The organism is Micromonospora sp. NPDC049903 (assembly GCF_044460945.1).
In the GTDB taxonomy this organism is placed as follows: Bacteria; Actinomycetota; Actinomycetes; order Mycobacteriales; family Micromonosporaceae; genus Micromonospora.
Window position 1 is genome coordinate 319,467 of record NZ_JBITKL010000003.1, and the last position, 15,095, is coordinate 334,561.

Genomic DNA, 15,095 nt, shown 5'->3' on the forward strand with positions numbered 1-15,095 from the left:
GACGGGGCCGGGTCGTCACCTCGGTCTGGTGATCAGCCGAAGCAGTTCGGAATCGCGGTGATGGTTCCGGCGCAGTTGGTCGGCTTGTTGGCGGTGATCGCGGACTTGTCGTCCACGTTCACCTGGCCGATGAAGCTGAACACGCCGCCCGGCGCGAGGGTGGCGAAGTTGTGCGACACCCTCGTCTTCTCCAGGTCGATCTCGCCGGAGACGGTGAAGATGCCGCCACCGACACCCAGCGGGCCGACGGCCCGGTTGCCGCTGATCTCGCTGTTGCGGAAGGTCGCCTCGCCGGTGCCGTTGAAGACACCGCCACCGAAGAAGCCGGCCTTGTTCTCGACGATCTTGCTGTCCGAGACGTTGGCGATCGCCGTGAAGCCGAGCGCCAGACCGCCGCCGACACCGACGGTGGTGTTCTTGGCGAGCTCGACGTGCGCCAGTTCCAGGGTGCTGTCGTCGCCCGCCGCGGTCACGCCGCCGCCGGCCAGGACCGCCGTGTTGTGCAGGATCTTCGAGTGCTGCACGGTGGTGTTGCCCTCGATGTCGAGCAGGCCACCGCCGAAGCCGAGCACCTCGTTGCCGGTGATCTCGGTCTTCTCGATCAACGCGGTCCCGCCGTCGATGTCCTCGCGGAAGATGAAGGCGGCACCGTTGGCGACACCGCCACCGCCGATGATCGCGTCGTTGTTGATGATCCTCGACTCGGCCACCCGCAGCACGCTGGCGTTGAAGATGCCGCCGCCGTACAGGAACGCGGTGTTGTCCGCCACGGTGCTGCGGTGCAGGTCGGCCTTGCCGAAGTTGGCCAGGCCGCCACCGACGCCACCGGCCTGGTTAGCGACGATGTGCGTATCGGAGAAGGACGCGCTGCCGCCGGGCTGCACGAGCACGCCGCCACCGTCGTTGGACTCCGGCTCCAACAGCACGGAGGGAGCGGCCTTGGCCTGGGCGGCCTTGAGCGCGGCACCCTTCGGTGCGGCCTGCAGCAGCGGCAGGTACGCCTTCTTGGCCTCGGCGGCCTTGGTCGCCTCCACCGAGTTGGAGAACCGCGACCACACCGCCTCGGGGGTGTCCCCGTTGATCGGCAGTGCCCGGGTCTGGCCGTTCTTGATGGTCAGGCCCTTGACGGTCAGGTTCCCGCCGCGACCCACGTTGAGGATGCGGAACTCCTCGGCCGTGGCGTCCCGGACGATCTTGGTGTCGTGCCCCTTGAGGACGACGTTCTCGGTGATGACCGGCAGGCCGTTGGGGCCGGTGCCGTCGCCCACGTCGGAACGGGTCAGCGTGTAGGTGCACCCCTTGGCGAGGTTGAGCACGCCGCCGTGGTTGTCGTTGGCGAAGACGAGGGCCTGGATCAGCTTGTCGGAGTCGCAGGGCACCTCCTTCTCGTGGTCCTTGCGGTCGTCGCCGCGGTCCTTGTACTCGTCGCCACCGCGGTTCTCGTGCTCGTTGCCACCGCGGTCCTTGCGCTGGTCGTCGCGCTGGTCGCCACCGCGGTCCCGCTTCTTGCCCTCGTGCCCCTCGGCGGCACCCGGGCCCCGGTCGCTGTCCGAGCTGACCTGCTGCGCGGTGGACCAGCGCAGACCGTCGGCGCTGACCGCGCCGGCGCCGATTCCGACGGCGGCGATGCTGACCACACCGGTGAGGCCGGCGACGCCGCTGGCGAGCCAGAAAGCGCGACGCCGCTTCGGCGCCACCTCCGGCTCCGCGGCGTTGTTCTTAGCTTGGTAGTTGGACATCGGAGCTCTCTGCCCTCTCGTCGTACCAGACAGGGTCGTCACACGCGGGTGAGCTTCCCCTGCTACAAATCGGTTGTAGCTCCCACATGCACCGTATGAGAGTGTTCCTCGCTTCGCGCCCATATCCGAGATAACCCCACATTCGGTACGGGTTGCGCGGGAGTGATGGAAGGGCGCGATACGGGCCGGCCCGGTGCGATCAGCCGCTACGGCCCGAGCAGGTGGTAGACGACCCGGGCTCCTCCGCCGTGCGGCGGAGGAGCCCGTCTATGTGGTCGTGTTCTGGATTTACCTGTACACAGAAGGAACGATCAGCCGAAGCAGCGGTCCGGCACGACCGGGCTGCCGACGCAGTTGGTCGGCCGGTTGGCCGTCACCGCCGAGCTGCGGTCGATCTCCACGCCGCCGTTGTTGGTCCAGATGCCACCGGGCGGCAGCACCGAGAAGTTGGCCCTGACCGTGGAGCGTTCCAGCCGGACCTGGCCACCGTCGTTGTAGATGCCGCCGGCCACCGAGTACTGGCCGACCACCCGGTTGGCCACGATCGCGGTGTTCCGCACGACGGCGGTGCCGCCGTAGGTGGTCAGTCCGCCACCGTTGCGCTCGGCGACGTTCTCGGTGATCTCGCTGTGCTCGATCACCGCCGTGCTCTCCGGGCCGACCCCCAGCCCGCCGGAGGTGTCGTCGGCGGAGTTCCGGGCCACCAGGGCCTTCTCCAACGCGAGCTGTCCGTCGCCGAGGGCGAGCAGACCGCCGCCGTCCTCGCCGCTGTGGTTACCGACGATCCTGGTCTCGGTCAACGTCGCGGTGCCCCGGTAGGTGAGCACGCCACCCGCGTTGTCGGTGGCCCGGTTGCGCTCGATCGTGCTCTTCCAGACCCAGAGCGTGCCACCGCCGCCGGGGAACCCGAGACCGGGGACACCGTTGCCGATGCCACCGCCGTCGACCGCGCTGTTGTCGGTGATCGTGGCCTCCTCGACCCGGAACACCCCCGCGTTGAACACGCCGCCGCCGACCCCGCCGGCGCTGCTGGTCGCCACCCGGCTGTGTGCCACCCGGGCGGTGCCGAAGTTGGCGATCGCGCCGCCGTTGCCGCCGGCGTGGTGCAGCAGGAACTCGCTGTGCTCGACGTCGGCCCGGCCACCCCGCTGCACGAGCAGACCGGCGCCGTCGCCCGGCTCGACGTCCACCGCAGTGGTGTCGCCGCCGGCTCCGGGTGCGGTGGTGCTCGTGGCGGCGGGGACCTTCGTGGCGGCCTTGGCGGCCTTGGCGCCGTTCACGCCCGCCCCCGCCTTCGCCGGCTTCGCGACGACCTTCGCGGCGAGGTCGACCTTCGCCCTCGCCGCCGTGATCGGGTCGGCCTCGGTCAGCCCACCCTTGACGACGACGTTCTTCAGGGTCAGGTGACCGCTGCGACCCACGTTGAGAATCCGGAACGCCTCGGCGTTCGCCGCCCGGATGATCGTGGTGTCGCGCCCGGCGAGCGTGACCGCCTGGGTGATCACCGGCAGACCGTTGCGGCCGGTGCCGTCGCCGACGTCGGAGCGGGTCAGCTCGTAGGTGCACCCCTTGGCCAGTTCCAGCGTGCCACCGCGGTTGTCGTTGGCGTACTCGATGGCCTGGATCAGCTTGTCGCTGTCGCAGGGCACCTCGCGTCCCCGATCCTTGTCGTCGCGGCGCTGCTCGCCGGAGGACGCCTCATGGCCCTTGCGGTCCGCGCCCTGCTCCTCGCCGCTCCGGGTGGCCTTGTCGTCGGTCCGGCCGTCCGCCTCCGCGGTCGGACCGGGAGCCTCCGGTCTCGGTGCGGCCGCCGGTTGGGCGTCCGAGGTGCTGTTCCGGTCGCCGGACTTCTGGTCCCGGGCGGCCACGCCGCCCAGTGCGGCCAGCCCGACCACTCCGGTGAGCCCGGCGACTCCGGCGGCCACCCATATCTTGCGTCGTCGTCGACCTGGCGGGACCGGAGGCGGCCCACCGTACGAAGTCAACTCGTCATTGGACATCAGAGCCTTCCGCCCTTTCCTCCTACCAGACTGACCCGCACCCGTACTAAGCAGTGCGAGTAGCTACAAACAGCCTGTAGCCTCTGATGACCACCGTATGAGAAGCATCTTCGCGAGGATGACTAATACGAAAAAACCCCATAACTGACTCAGTTCGGGCGTGCGGCTGCCAATCGGGGAGAGTGGCACCGATAGCGCCGGGCACCTTCTCCCGGACACGCCGAAAGGCGGGCCTTCAACAGCGGCGCTCATCCGCCACCAGGGAAGGCCCGCCCTTCGGCGGGTCGTACGGGTCAGCCCGGCAGGCGGGGTCCCGCCTCGCGCTGCTCGGCCAGCCAGGTCTCCACCTCGTCGGCCCGACGCGGCAGGCCGGCCGACAGGTTCACCGCACCGGCGGCGGTGACCAGGACGTCGTCCTCGATCCGGATGCCGACGCCGCGCAGCTCCTCCGGCACCAGCTCGTCCTCCGGCTGGAAGTACAGCCCCGGCTCGACGGTGAGCACGTAGCCCTCGCCCAGCTCCCCGTCCCGGTACTTCTCCTTGCGGGCGTGGGAGCAGTCGTGCACGTCGATGCCGAGCATGTGCCCGAAGCCGTGCAGCGTCCACCGCCGGTACACGGTCGACGACTCGTCCATCGCCTCGTCCACGCTCACCGGCAGCAGCCCCAGTTCGGCCAGCCCCTCGGCGAGCACCCGCATGCAGGTCAGGTGGACGTCCTTGAACGTCACACCGGGCTTGATGAACTCGATGCCGGCCTGCTGCGAGGCGTACACGATGTCGTAGACCTGGCGCTGCAACGGTGTGAACCGGCCGTCGACCGGCAGCACCCGGGTCACGTCGGCGGTGTAGAGGTGGTGCCCCTCCACGCCCATGTCCATCAGCAGCAGCTCACCCGGACGGGTGACGCCGTGGTTGTGCACCCAGTGCAGGATCGTGGCGTGCTCGCCGGCCCCGACGATCGAGCCGTACCCGACGTCGTTGCCGTCGTGCCGGGCGCGCAGCGCGAAGACGCCCTCCAGCAGTCGCTCCGAGACGCCCCGGTCGGCCGGCAGCACCCGGGCCACGTCCTCGAAACCGCGTACCGTCGCGTCGACCGCGTCCTGGAGCTGGGCGATCTCCCACTCGTCCTTGACCAGCTTCAACTCCGACACGGCGATCGCGAGTTCCCGGTCGCGGGCCGGCTGGCCGTCGGCCCGGGGCCCGTCGTACGGGCGCACGGCCGAGTCCACCGAGGCGTCGAACCCGCGCAGCACCCGGGTACGCGCCGGGGCCAGGTCGCCCAGCGCCGCCTCCAGTTCGGTCAGGTCGGCGGTGGGCAGCCCCAGCTCGGTCGACTTCTCCGCCAGGGTGTGCCGGCGGCCCACCCACAGCTCACCGTGGCGGCTCCGGAAGAACTCGTCGGTCTCCCGCGAGGAGCGGGGGCGCATGAACAACGTGGCGTCGTGCCCCGAGCCGTTGGGCCGCAGCACCAGGACCCCGTCCGGGTCGTAGTCCCCGGTCAGGTACGCGAAGTCGCTGCCCGGGCGGAACCGGTACTCGGTGTCGTTGGCGCGGACCTTCTCGCCGCCGGTGGGGATCACCAGCGTCTCGCCGGGGAAGGCCGCGGAGAGGGCCGCGCGACGCTTGGCGTAGTTCGGTACCTCCGGCCGGGGGCCGACCGGCAGCCCGGTGTCCCGCCACCCCTGCCGCATGAACGACAGGAACGCCGGTGGGAAGTCCGGGTCGTGCGACTCCGTGCCGTCGGCCGGCTTGCCGTCGGTGCGTTCCTCGGTCATTCCCCGCTCCCTTCGCCGCATCGCTGGTGCCGACGGTACCCCGAAACCCGTTCCGGTCCAGAGCCCGGCAGTGCTGCGACGCCCGATCCGGACGCGTGGAAAGATGACGGCCATGTGCGGACTCCTGGCCTTTTTCAGTGCCCGCGGCGACGCCGCCGCCCACCGCGACAACATCGCCGCAGCGCTGGAATGCCTGCACCACCGTGGCCCGGACGAGACCGGCGTCGAGGTGGTCGGGGACGCCTCCGGCCGGTACGCGGACGGGGTGTTCGCCCACAAGCGGCTCGCGATCATCGACGTGGCGCTCAGCCACGAGCCGCTGCCCTACGCCGACGGCCGCTACCTGCTCACCTTCAACGGCGAGATCTACAACTACATCGAGCTGCGCGAGGAGCTGATCCGCGACTACGGGGCCCGGTTCGCCACCAACGGTGACGGCGAGGTGATCGTCGCCGGTTACCACTACTGGGGCGAGCAGGTGCTCACCCGGCTGCGTGGCATGTTCGCCTTCGTCATCTGGGACCGGCAGGAGCGCCGGGCGTTCGGCGCCCGCGACTACTACGGCATCAAGCCGCTGCACTACCTGGAGACCGCCGACGGGCTCTACCTCGCCTCGGAGAAGAAGGCCCTGCTGCCGTTCGCGCAGTCCGCGTACGCCGGGGACGCCGGGGTGGACACCGCGAACCTGAGCCACTACCTGACCCTCCAGTACGTCCCCGAGCCGGGCACCCTGCACAAGGGGATCAGCCGGATCGGTTCGGGCGAGTACCTCACCTGGACCCCGGGCGGCCGGATCGACGTGCGACGCTGGTACCGGCCGGTGTTCCGGCCCGGCCCGGTCGCCGACGAGCAGAAGCTCTACCACGAGATCCGCGAGACGCTGCGCGAGAGCGTCCGCATGCACATGCGCTCCGATGTGCCGGTCGGGTCGTTCCTGTCCAGCGGCATCGACTCCACCGCGGTGGTGGCGCTGGCCCGCGAGTTCAACCCGAACATCCTCACCTTCACCGTCGGCTACGACGTGCCCGGGTACTCGGAGATCGACGTCGCCCAGGAGTCGGCCCGCCACCTCGACGTGACCACGATCCCGACGAAGATCGGGCCGCAGGACATGATCGACGCGCTGCCGAAGATCGTCTGGCACCTGGACGACCCGGTGGCCGACCCGGCGCTGGTGCCGCTCTACTTCGTGGCCAAGAAGGCCGCCGAGCACGTCACCGTGGTGCTCTCCGGTGAGGGCGCGGACGAGTTCTTCGGCGGGTACACGATCTATCGTGAGCCGCTGTCGCTGAGCAGCGTCAACGGGCTGCCCGGCGGGGTCCAGAAGGGTCTGCGGGCGGTCTCCAAGGCCATCCCGCAGGGGGTCAAGGGCAAGAGCTTCCTGGAGCGCGGCACGACGCCGCTCGAGGAGCGCTACTACGGCAACGCGCGGATGTTCACCGAGGAGGAGAAGCAGCACCTGATGCGTCGCTACGACCCCTCGGTGCGCTACACCGACGTCACCGCGCCGATCTACGCCGAGTGCACCGAGCTGGACGACGTCACCAAGATGCAGTACGTCGACCTCTACACCTGGCTGCGCGGGGACATCCTGGTCAAGGCCGACCGGATCTCCATGGCGCACTCGCTGGAGGTGCGGGTGCCCTTCCTCGACCGCGACGTGTTCGAGGTCGCGGCGAAGATCCCGGTCGACCTGAAGCTGCCGCCCCGCTCCGACGCCACCAAGTACGCCATGCGTCAGGCGTTGCAGGGCGTGGTGCCGCCGGCCATCGTCAACCGCAAGAAGTTGGGCTTCCCGACCCCGACCCGGGTCTGGCTGCGCGGCGAGATGTACGAGTGGGCCCGGCACGTGCTGAGCACCTCCGGCGCCGGCGACCTGCTCGACCTGTCGTACGCGCTGCGCCTGCTGGACGAGCACAAGCGCGAGGAGGCCGACCACTCCCGCAAGGTGTGGACGGTCCTGATCTTCTGCGTCTGGCACGCCATCTTCGTGGCCAAGACGCTGGACCCGGGCATCCAGCGCAACCAGTCCGCGCTGCTCACCAAGCCCGTCGTCGGGTCCATGGTGCGCTGACCTCAGACACGGACGAGCCCCCCTGCGGTACTCCGCAGGGGGGCCGTTCCGCGTTCGACCGCGTCAGCGGGCGGCGCAGGTGGCCGTCGGTAGCGAGGTGCTGCTACCGCTGGCCAGGAAGCCGAACGTCGTGCTGCTGTTGACGCCGAGGCTTCCGTTGTAGGACACGTTCGTCGCGGACACCGTCGACCCGGACGAGGTCTGGGTCGCGTTCCAGACCTGGCTGATCTGCTGGCCGCTCGGCCAGGTCCAGCTCGCGGTCCAGCCGTTGAGCGCCGCGGTGCCGTTGTTCCTGACCTCGACCTCGCCCTGGAAACCACCGGACCAGGTGCTGGTCACCCGCAGGGTGGCAGCGCAGCCACCGGTGCCGGCCGGCGGGGTGGTGGGCGGAGGCGTGGTGGGCGGCGGGGTGGTCGGCGGAGGCGTGGTCGGCGGCGGGGTGGTGGGCGGCGGAGTCGTGCCGCCACCGATCCCGGTCACCTCACCGTTGCCGCCGTCGAAGGCCACGTCGGAGCAGCCGAAGAAGTTCTCCTGGCTGTCCGAGCGGACCCACCGCGAGTAGATGATGTGCCGGCCGGTCTTGTTGGCCGGCAGGGTCCCGGTGAAGTAGTAGTGGCCGTCGTTGGTGCCGACCGCGCCGCGCTGCGGCGGGTTGGTCACCGTCAGGAACGGCTGCTCCTCCAGGTCGCTCCAGGCCAGCGCCCGGGTCGGGCTCCAGCTGTTCTTGGTCACGTAGAAGTAGAACGTGCCCGGGTGGTGCGCCCAGTTGCTGTACCGGAACTCGATGGACCGGCCGGCGGTCAGGTGCGTGATCGGCCAGTCGTTGCGGGCCAGGTCGAAGCCGCGGAAGCCGGTGGCGCCGCCGCTGCACAGCTGGCCGTCGGGGATGAAGCCGGTGGTCCGCCCGTTGGCGTCCGAGCGCAGCACGCTGAACCAGTTGTACAGCGAGTTGGCACCGGACTGGGCGACCGCGGCGGAACAGGCCGGGTTCTGCGGCCGGATCTCACCGGTGGGGGAGAGGCCGTCGCGCCAGCACAGGAACGTACGGGCGCCCGGCGTCATCGCCGCGCCGTGCGCGGCGGCCGGATCGGGGCTGGCCGTCACGGCGACGACCGCGCTCGCGGCGAGAGTGACGGCCGCGAAGAACATCGCGGCCAGACGAGGTCGGTGCACAGGTTCTCCTGACTCGCGGGGCACACCGTGCGGGGTGGCCCCGCCGAAGCGCGCGGGAGGGTGAAAGTTCGCTCCCGCAGCTAGGGGCGAATGCGACGATGCGGCGACGTGTGCACGGGGTCTATGCCCTTCCGGCACGATGCCGCCAGTGATATGTCGACGCGTATGTATGCCCTCGCGTGTCCATGACCCGGCGCCGATGACGCGCAGCCCCCGCGCCATCCGGCATCACCATCCCAGCACGCCGACGCCGTCGATGCAATAGCTCTTCCTCGATGTGCGCGATGCCGGCTCGCGTCGGCCGGTGCCCGCCAATACCGTGGCGTGCACGTCCGGCGGCAGATCGCTGTGCCAGCCTGGGCGGCAGCGGACGGCCGACGGAAGGGACCGGGATGGGATACGCGGTGGTGCTCGGCGAGGCGCTCGTCGACCTGCTCGACACCGAGAGCGACGGCGGGCCCGTCTTCCGGCAGGCCGTCGGTGGCGGCCCGCTGAACGTGGCCGTCGGTATCGCCCGGCTCGGTGGCGCGGTGCAGTTCGTCGGCTCGCTCGGCGACGACGTGCTGGCCGGACGGATCCGCGACCTGCTGGCCGCCGAGCGGGTCGGTACGGTCGGGACCCGCACCGCCCCGGTGCCGACCACGTTGGCCGTCACCACCTTCGCCGGCCCCGAACCGGACTTCCGGTTCTACGGCGACCCGCCCTCCTACGCGCTGCTCACCGCCGAGGACGTCGACGCGACGCTGGTCGAGGGCGCCGACGTGCTCTACTGCGGGTCGATCGTGCTGCTGGAGCCGGCCACCCTGGCCGCCGCCCGTCGGGCCTGGTCGCTGGCGTCCGGGCTACGGGTGTTCGACCCCAACGTCCGTCCCCGGCTGCTGGACGGTCCGCCGGCGCTGACCGAGCTACGCGGGGTGGTCGCCGAGTTCGCCGCCGGTGCGCACCTGGTCAAGCTGAGCGCCGCCGACGCAGAGCTGCTCTACCCGGGCGAGCCGGTGGAGTCGGTGGCGGCGTACCTGCGCGAGGTGGGGGCGGGCACCGTCGTGGTCACCCTGGGCCCCGAGGGCGCGGTGGTCGCCGCCGCCGGCGCCGATCCGGTACGCGTACCCGCGCCGAGGGTGGACGCCGTCGATGCCACCGGCGCGGGCGACTCGGTGATGGCCGCGCTCGTCGCGGACCTGCTCGTCGACGGCGAGCCCACCGAAGAGAGCGGCTGGATCGAGCGGGTGGCGTTCGCGCTGCGGGTCGCCGGGCTCGTCTGCGAACGGCCGGGCGGGGCCGTGGCCATGCCGACCCGGGCGCAGGTGCGCGAGCGCTTCGCCGCCTGAGGGCGCCGGATCAGGCGGTGCCGTCCAGCTCGGCATAGCCACGGCGGGCCGCGATCAGCGCCGGACGGGCCGGGAAGGGTGCCTCGGCGGCGACCCGCTCCGGCGGCGCGCTGCCGGTGTGCCCGGCCCGGATCAGCCAGGCCAGCTCGGCCAACTGGGCGTGCTGTGCCCAGACGAACTCGGCGTCGACCGGCTCACCGTGCCCGGGCACCACCACCGTCACCGGGGTGGTCCACCGCAACAGCTCGGCCACCGCGTCGGGCCACTGCAACGGGAAGGAGTCCTCGAACGCCGGTGGGCCGGACTGCTCCACCAGGTCACCGGCGACCAGCACGTCGGCGTCGGGCACCTGCACCACCAGGTCGGCGTCGGTGTGGCCGCGCCCGGGGTGCCGCAGCACCACCTGCCGGCCGCCGACGTCGAGGGCGGCCTCGGTCCGGACCGTACGGGTGGGGGCCAGCAGCGGCGTGTCGGCCAGTTCGGCGGCCAGTTCCGGATGCTCGTCGCGCAGTTCCGCGTACGCCTGGCGGCGCAGCCCGTCCGGGTCGCCGCGCATCGCCTCGGCGGCGAGGTCGTGTGCCCAGACCGGGCGGGGCGGGTCGGCGGCGAACGTGGCGTTGCCGAACCAGTGGTCGTAGTGGTGGTGGGTGTTGACGACCGTCAGCGGATCACCGGTGACCGCCCGTACGGCGGCGGCCAGTTCGGCGGCCTGCCGCGCGCTGGAGAGCGTGTCGACCAGCAGCGCCTCGCCGGCACCGCAGACCAGCGTGACGTTGACCGTGAGCAGGGGCTCGCGCAGTACGTGCACCCGGTCGGCGACCTCGACGAAGCGGACGGTCATGACGGTCGGCCGGCGCGTTCGACGAACCGCTGCCGGTCGACCACCACCCGCTCCACCCGGCCCTCGGCCACCCGCTGCCCGCCCTCGGTCACCTCGACGTCGAAGACCAGCCGGCGCCGGTCGGCCGTGGTCAGGCTGGCCTGCGCCACCACCGTCCGGCCCACCGGCGTGGCGGCCAGGTGCGTCAACTCGACCCGGGTGCCCACGCTGGTCGCGCCGGCGGGCAGGTGGGGCGCGCTCGCCGCCACCGTCGCCGCCTCGGCCAGCGCCACCACCCGAGGGGTGCCGAGCACGGGCACGTCACCGGAGCCGACCGCCTCGGCGGTGTCGGCGTCGGTGACGGTCAACTCGACCCGGGCGGACAGACCCGGCGTCAGGGCGAGATCCGACTGCGCCTGCATGGCCACAGCGTAGGGGCTCGCCGCGTCCTCGGCGACGCGTGCCGCCGGATGGCCCCCCGTCGGGCTCCGCTTCGCCGTGCCGACGGCGGTGCCGACACGACGGCACGGCACGCAGGTGGTCCTGCGTGGGATGCCTCAGGGTGCGCCGTTAACCTTGTCCGCGATGTCTGCCGTGACCGACCCCCAGCCCCAGCCCCCGGCCCCGACCGAGCCGTCCGCCTCGCCCGACGGCGGTCGCCGCCGCGTGATCGCGATGTCGGTGTGGAGCGTCGCCTTCGTGGCGGGCTGGCTCGTCATCGGCCTGCCCACCGACCCGCTGTACGCGTTCTTCTGGATCTGGGCGGGGACCATCGCCTGGAACTCCGCCCGCCCGTGGCGCAGTCACCTGCGCTTCGCCCGGGACTGGGTGCCGGTGGTGCTGCTGCTGGTCGCCTACAACCTGTCCCGGGGCTTCGCCTATCACGACGGGACGGTCCCGCACGCGTACGAGCTGATCCTGGCGGACCGGTGGATGTTCGGCTGGGCCATGGACGGCCAGGTGCCCACCGTCTGGTTGCAGCAGCATCTCTACCACCCCGAGGTGCGGTGGTGGGACGTCCTGGTCAGCTGGGTGTACTTCTCGCACTTCGTGGCGGCGTTGGCCGCCGCCACCGTGCTCTGGATGCGGGAGCGCAGCCGGTGGGCGGCCTTCATGCGGCGCTGGTTCTTCCTCTGCGCCACCGGCCTGGTGACCTACTTCCTGTACCCGGCCGCGCCGCCGTGGTGGGCGGCGCAGAACGGGCTGATCGAGGAGGTCGCGCGGATCTCCACCCGCGGCTGGCGGGCGTTCGGCATGCACGGCGCCGGCAACCTGCTCAACGCCGGCCAGCTCGCCTCGAACCCGGTGGCCGCGATGCCGTCGCTGCACACCGCCTTCGCGCTGTTCGTGGTGCTGTTCTTCATGAACAGCGTCCGACGCCGGTGGTGGCCGCTGCTGCTGGCGTACCCGCTGGCGATGACCTTCACCCTGGTCTACAGCGGCGAGCACTACGTGATCGACGTGCTGGTCGGTTGGGCGTACGTCGGGATGACCTTCCTGGCGGTCGGCGCGGCCGAGCGGTGGTGGGCCCGGCGCAAGGCCCGCCGGGCCGCCGCCGACCCACCCCCGGACGACCGGGACGCACCGGCCGAACCACCGGTGGTCCCGGCCACCCGCTGACCGGCGGCCGTCAGCCGCGACGGGCGGCCTGGCCCCGGGCGGTCAGCTCGGCCGCCAGCGCCCAGGCGTCGGCGAGGTCACGATCGACGGCAGCCGCGCCGGCCCCACCGGCGGTGTCCACGTGCACGGTCGCCAGACCGAGCAGCCGCTGGATCGGGCCCTGCACCACCCGGACGCTCTGGAACCGGGCGTACGGCACCATGGTCAGTTGACGGGTGAGCAGCCCGGACCGGACGGCGAAGACCTCGTCGGTCAGTCCGGCGCCGAGCACCTGACGGCTCAGCGGGTTCACCCAGCGGGCCCGGCTCGGCGGCGGGACCAGCGGCAACGACGCCAGGGTGACCCCGGGCAGCACCTCGGCGAGGATGATCTCCCCGGTCGCCAGGTCCCCGACCGGCAGCAGCCGGTCCGGCCGGTTGCGCTGGTCGGGCTCGCCCGCCGCGTAGCCCGCCACCTCCAGGCGCATCCGCAGCCAGCCCTTCATCCGCCAGAGCAGCGGCCAGGTCATCCCCACCGTCTGCACCCGGTGCAGCGGCACCGTCTGCACCCGTGTCTCCAGCAGGCCGTTGCGGATACGCAGCCGGTCGGCGTCCCGCGCGAGCTGGAACCGCCAGTCGTCGAGCACCCGGCGAACGGGTTGCAGCAGGATGCCCGCCATCGCGGTCAGCGTGCTCGCCACCGCGATGAACGACCACGATCCTTCCGACAGGAACTGCACGGTGACGAAGGCCACGCCGAGCGGCAGCAGGAACGCCTGCGGCGTCAGCAACTGGCTGATCAGCAGGTCCCGGTTCTCGACCGCGTGCAACGGCCGTCCCGGCGGTGGGCCGGCCGCCTCGCCGGCCGTCGTCTCCGGCTGCTGATCCGCCGGCCCGCCCGGCACCGCTGCGCCCGTGCGGGCCTGAGCGACGGCCGGCCCGCCCGCGAGCGCCAGCAACCGCTGGCGCAACGCCGACGCCTCGGCCACGCTGAGGTACGCCAGCGGCGCTTCCGTCTTGCCGCCCCCGACCACTTCGAGCCGTAGTTCGGCCAGGCCGGTGAGCTGGGCCAGCAGCGGGCGGACCACCTCGACGGCCTGGAGCCGTTCCAGCGGGATGGCCCGGGTCCGCCGCCAGAGCAGGCCCTCGTGGATGCGCAGTTCCCGGCCCACCACCTGGTAGCCGGTGTAGTACCAACTGATCACGGCCAGCACGGTGGCGCCGAGCGCGAGCACGATCACCATGGCCACGAACCACCCGAATCCGACCCGGGACAGCGTCGACCAGGACAGTCCAGCGATGACCACGGCCAACGACTTCGCGCCGTGCAGCGCCGGGCTCAGCGGATGCAGCCGCTGCCGCTCCTGCGCCGCGTCCGGCGAACCGCCGGGCGGGTACCCCGGCCCGACGGGATACGGCGGGTAGGGCGCGCCGTGCGGGTAGGGCGCTCCCGGCGGGTACGGCATCCCGTACGGATACGGCGTGCCCGGTTGGTGGGGCGTCGCCTGTGGGAACGGCGTGCCGGGGGAGACTGGCGGGGCAGAGGGCGCGGGCCCAGCCGGTGGCCCGCCCTGGGTCTGCTCCGGTGGCACCGCCGAGGTGCCCGTGTCGGGTGGTCCGGGATCGGTGACCGGGGGCGCCAGGTCGCCCGTGCGGGGCTCGGGTCGGTCCGGTGCCGCCCCGACCGGGCCCGTCACAGCCCTTCCGCCCGGTCCTCGCCCAGCGCGGTGAGCCGGTCCCGCAGCCGGGACGCCTCGGCCGGACGCAGGCCCGGCACCCGGGCGTCGCTGGCCGCCGCCGCAGTGTGCAACTGCACGGTCGCCAGGTCGAACGCCCGCTCCAACGGGCCGGCGCTGACGTCGACGAACTGCATCCGGGAGTACGGGACGATGGAGAGGCGGCGCACCAACAGCCCGTGCCGGACCAGGAGATCGTCCTCACGTTCGGCGTAGCCCCAGGCGCGTACCGCGCGGACGATGGTCACCGCCCGCCAGACCGCGAACAGCAGCACGGCACCGAGCGCCGCGCCGAACGGCCAGGTGCCGCTGAGCGCCCAGCCGATGCCGATGCCCGCCGAGACGACGACCACCACGGCCGACAGGCGCAGCAGTTCCACCCAGATCAGGTCGGACGAGATCGACTGCCACCGTACGGTGTCCGGCCAGGGCTCCAGCGGACCGGACGACACCGAGGCGTTCGGGGCGTCATCGTTCACCGAGCTGATCTTTCGTTCGCGGCTGCGGGGCTCGCAAGCTCACTCCTCGCGCTCACCGAGCTGGCCCTGTTCGCGGCTGCGGGGCTCGCAAGCTCACTCCTCGCGCTCACCATGAAAGTCCGTTGTACGCGTTCACTCTTCGAGCGTAGGCGATCCCGGGAGCGGGGTGACCTCACGCAGGAAGCCCCGCGCGGTGAGGAAGTCACCGAGAGAGGGGCGATGGAGTTCGCAGGCGAGCCAGGTCTTGCGCCGCTCCGGCGTGTGCAGGCGAGGATTGTTCCAGCGCAATGACCATCCGGCGGGGGCGCGACACCCTCGGGCCGAACAGATCAGAGCCTCGACGGGAGTGTCGGAATCGTCCATCGCACCCAGT

The 15,095-nt window shown here is 71.7% G+C and carries 12 protein-coding genes; 3 read left to right on the plus strand and 9 right to left on the minus strand.

Annotation, left to right across the window (positions count from 1 at the left end; all coding sequences use genetic code 11):
• Positions 1-32 precede the first annotated feature (32 nt).
• From ACIBO1_RS09195 to ACIBO1_RS09205, 3 genes are all read right to left on the minus strand, one after another.
• Entirely contained in the window at positions 33-1,739 is a 1,707-nt protein-coding gene (locus ACIBO1_RS09195) for a hypothetical protein (protein WP_396743043.1), read from the minus strand.
• Between the two features lie 311 nt (positions 1,740-2,050).
• Positions 2,051-3,739 carry a right-handed parallel beta-helix repeat-containing protein gene (locus ACIBO1_RS09200; protein WP_396743046.1) on the minus strand — a complete coding sequence of 563 codons (1,689 nt, stop codon included), beginning with the start codon at positions 3,737-3,739 and terminating at the stop codon, positions 2,051-2,053.
• Positions 3,740-4,032: 293 nt separating this feature from the next.
• Positions 4,033-5,514, minus strand: a complete 1,482-nt coding sequence (locus tag ACIBO1_RS09205) for an aminopeptidase P family protein (protein ID WP_396743049.1) — start codon at positions 5,512-5,514, stop codon at positions 4,033-4,035.
• Positions 5,515-5,626: 112 nt separating this feature from the next.
• Between ACIBO1_RS09205 and asnB the strand changes: the two genes are divergently transcribed.
• Positions 5,627-7,588, plus strand: coding sequence for an asparagine synthase (glutamine-hydrolyzing) (asnB, locus tag ACIBO1_RS09210; protein WP_396743052.1), 1,962 nt, complete (start codon positions 5,627-5,629; stop codon positions 7,586-7,588).
• Positions 7,589-7,651: 63 nt separating this feature from the next.
• On the opposite strand, the gene ACIBO1_RS09215 is transcribed toward asnB, so the two are convergent.
• Entirely contained in the window at positions 7,652-8,737 is a 1,086-nt protein-coding gene (locus ACIBO1_RS09215; RefSeq protein WP_396743321.1) for a lytic polysaccharide monooxygenase, read from the minus strand.
• A 416-nt stretch (positions 8,738-9,153) separates the two neighbouring features.
• Here ACIBO1_RS09215 and ACIBO1_RS09220 point away from each other — a divergent pair, with 416 nt between their 5' ends.
• Entirely contained in the window at positions 9,154-10,089 is a 936-nt protein-coding gene (locus ACIBO1_RS09220; RefSeq protein ID WP_396743055.1) for a carbohydrate kinase, read from the plus strand.
• A gap of 10 nt (positions 10,090-10,099) precedes the next feature.
• On the opposite strand, the gene ACIBO1_RS09225 is transcribed toward ACIBO1_RS09220, so the two are convergent.
• Positions 10,100-10,930: an MBL fold metallo-hydrolase gene (locus ACIBO1_RS09225; RefSeq protein WP_396743058.1), complete on the minus strand. Its 831-nt coding sequence runs from the start codon at positions 10,928-10,930 to the stop codon at positions 10,100-10,102.
• Positions 10,927-11,331, minus strand: a complete 405-nt coding sequence (locus tag ACIBO1_RS09230) for a thioesterase family protein (RefSeq protein ID WP_396743061.1) — start codon at positions 11,329-11,331, stop codon at positions 10,927-10,929. Before ACIBO1_RS09230 ends, ACIBO1_RS09225 begins: the two co-directional genes overlap by 4 nt.
• 163 nt (positions 11,332-11,494) lie before the next feature.
• On the opposite strand from ACIBO1_RS09230, the gene ACIBO1_RS09235 reads away from it, so the two are divergent.
• Positions 11,495-12,529: a phosphatase PAP2 family protein gene (locus ACIBO1_RS09235; RefSeq protein WP_396743064.1), complete on the plus strand. Its 1,035-nt coding sequence runs from the start codon at positions 11,495-11,497 to the stop codon at positions 12,527-12,529.
• Positions 12,530-12,539: 10 nt separating this feature from the next.
• Here ACIBO1_RS09235 and ACIBO1_RS09240 read toward each other — a convergent pair whose 3' ends face one another.
• From ACIBO1_RS09240 to ACIBO1_RS09250, 3 genes are all read right to left on the minus strand, one after another.
• Positions 12,540-13,973, minus strand: coding sequence for a PH domain-containing protein (locus ACIBO1_RS09240; RefSeq protein WP_396743067.1), 1,434 nt, complete (start codon positions 13,971-13,973; stop codon positions 12,540-12,542).
• A 227-nt stretch (positions 13,974-14,200) separates the two neighbouring features.
• Positions 14,201-14,722 (minus strand): PH domain-containing protein, encoded by a 522-nt coding sequence (locus ACIBO1_RS09245; RefSeq protein WP_396743070.1) that lies wholly within the window; start codon positions 14,720-14,722, stop codon positions 14,201-14,203.
• 132 nt (positions 14,723-14,854) lie between these two features.
• On the minus strand, positions 14,855-15,085 hold the full coding sequence (locus tag ACIBO1_RS09250; RefSeq protein WP_396743073.1) for a hypothetical protein: 231 nt from the start codon (positions 15,083-15,085) through the stop codon (positions 14,855-14,857).
• Positions 15,086-15,095 lie beyond the last annotated feature (10 nt).

Excerpts from the sequence above, each read along its gene's own strand:
- ACIBO1_RS09195 (WP_396743043.1), bottom strand. The coding sequence starts at position 1,739 with ATGTCCAACTACCAAGCTAAGAACAACGCCGCGGAGCCGGAGGTGGCG.
- ACIBO1_RS09215 (WP_396743321.1), bottom strand. The coding sequence starts at position 8,737 with ATGTTCTTCGCGGCCGTCACTCTCGCCGCGAGCGCGGTCGTCGCCGTG.
- asnB (WP_396743052.1), top strand. The coding sequence starts at position 5,627 with ATGTGCGGACTCCTGGCCTTTTTCAGTGCCCGCGGCGACGCCGCCGCC.
- ACIBO1_RS09230 (WP_396743061.1), bottom strand. The coding sequence starts at position 11,331 with ATGCAGGCGCAGTCGGATCTCGCCCTGACGCCGGGTCTGTCCGCCCGG.
- ACIBO1_RS09220 (WP_396743055.1), top strand. The coding sequence starts at position 9,154 with ATGGGATACGCGGTGGTGCTCGGCGAGGCGCTCGTCGACCTGCTCGAC.
- ACIBO1_RS09235 (WP_396743064.1), top strand. The coding sequence starts at position 11,495 with ATGTCTGCCGTGACCGACCCCCAGCCCCAGCCCCCGGCCCCGACCGAG.
- ACIBO1_RS09225 (WP_396743058.1), bottom strand. The coding sequence starts at position 10,930 with ATGACCGTCCGCTTCGTCGAGGTCGCCGACCGGGTGCACGTACTGCGC.
- ACIBO1_RS09250 (WP_396743073.1), bottom strand. The coding sequence starts at position 15,085 with ATGGACGATTCCGACACTCCCGTCGAGGCTCTGATCTGTTCGGCCCGA.
- ACIBO1_RS09240 (WP_396743067.1), bottom strand. The coding sequence starts at position 13,973 with ATGCCGTACCCGCCGGGAGCGCCCTACCCGCACGGCGCGCCCTACCCG.
- ACIBO1_RS09200 (WP_396743046.1), bottom strand. The coding sequence starts at position 3,739 with ATGTCCAATGACGAGTTGACTTCGTACGGTGGGCCGCCTCCGGTCCCG.
- ACIBO1_RS09205 (WP_396743049.1), bottom strand. The coding sequence starts at position 5,514 with ATGACCGAGGAACGCACCGACGGCAAGCCGGCCGACGGCACGGAGTCG.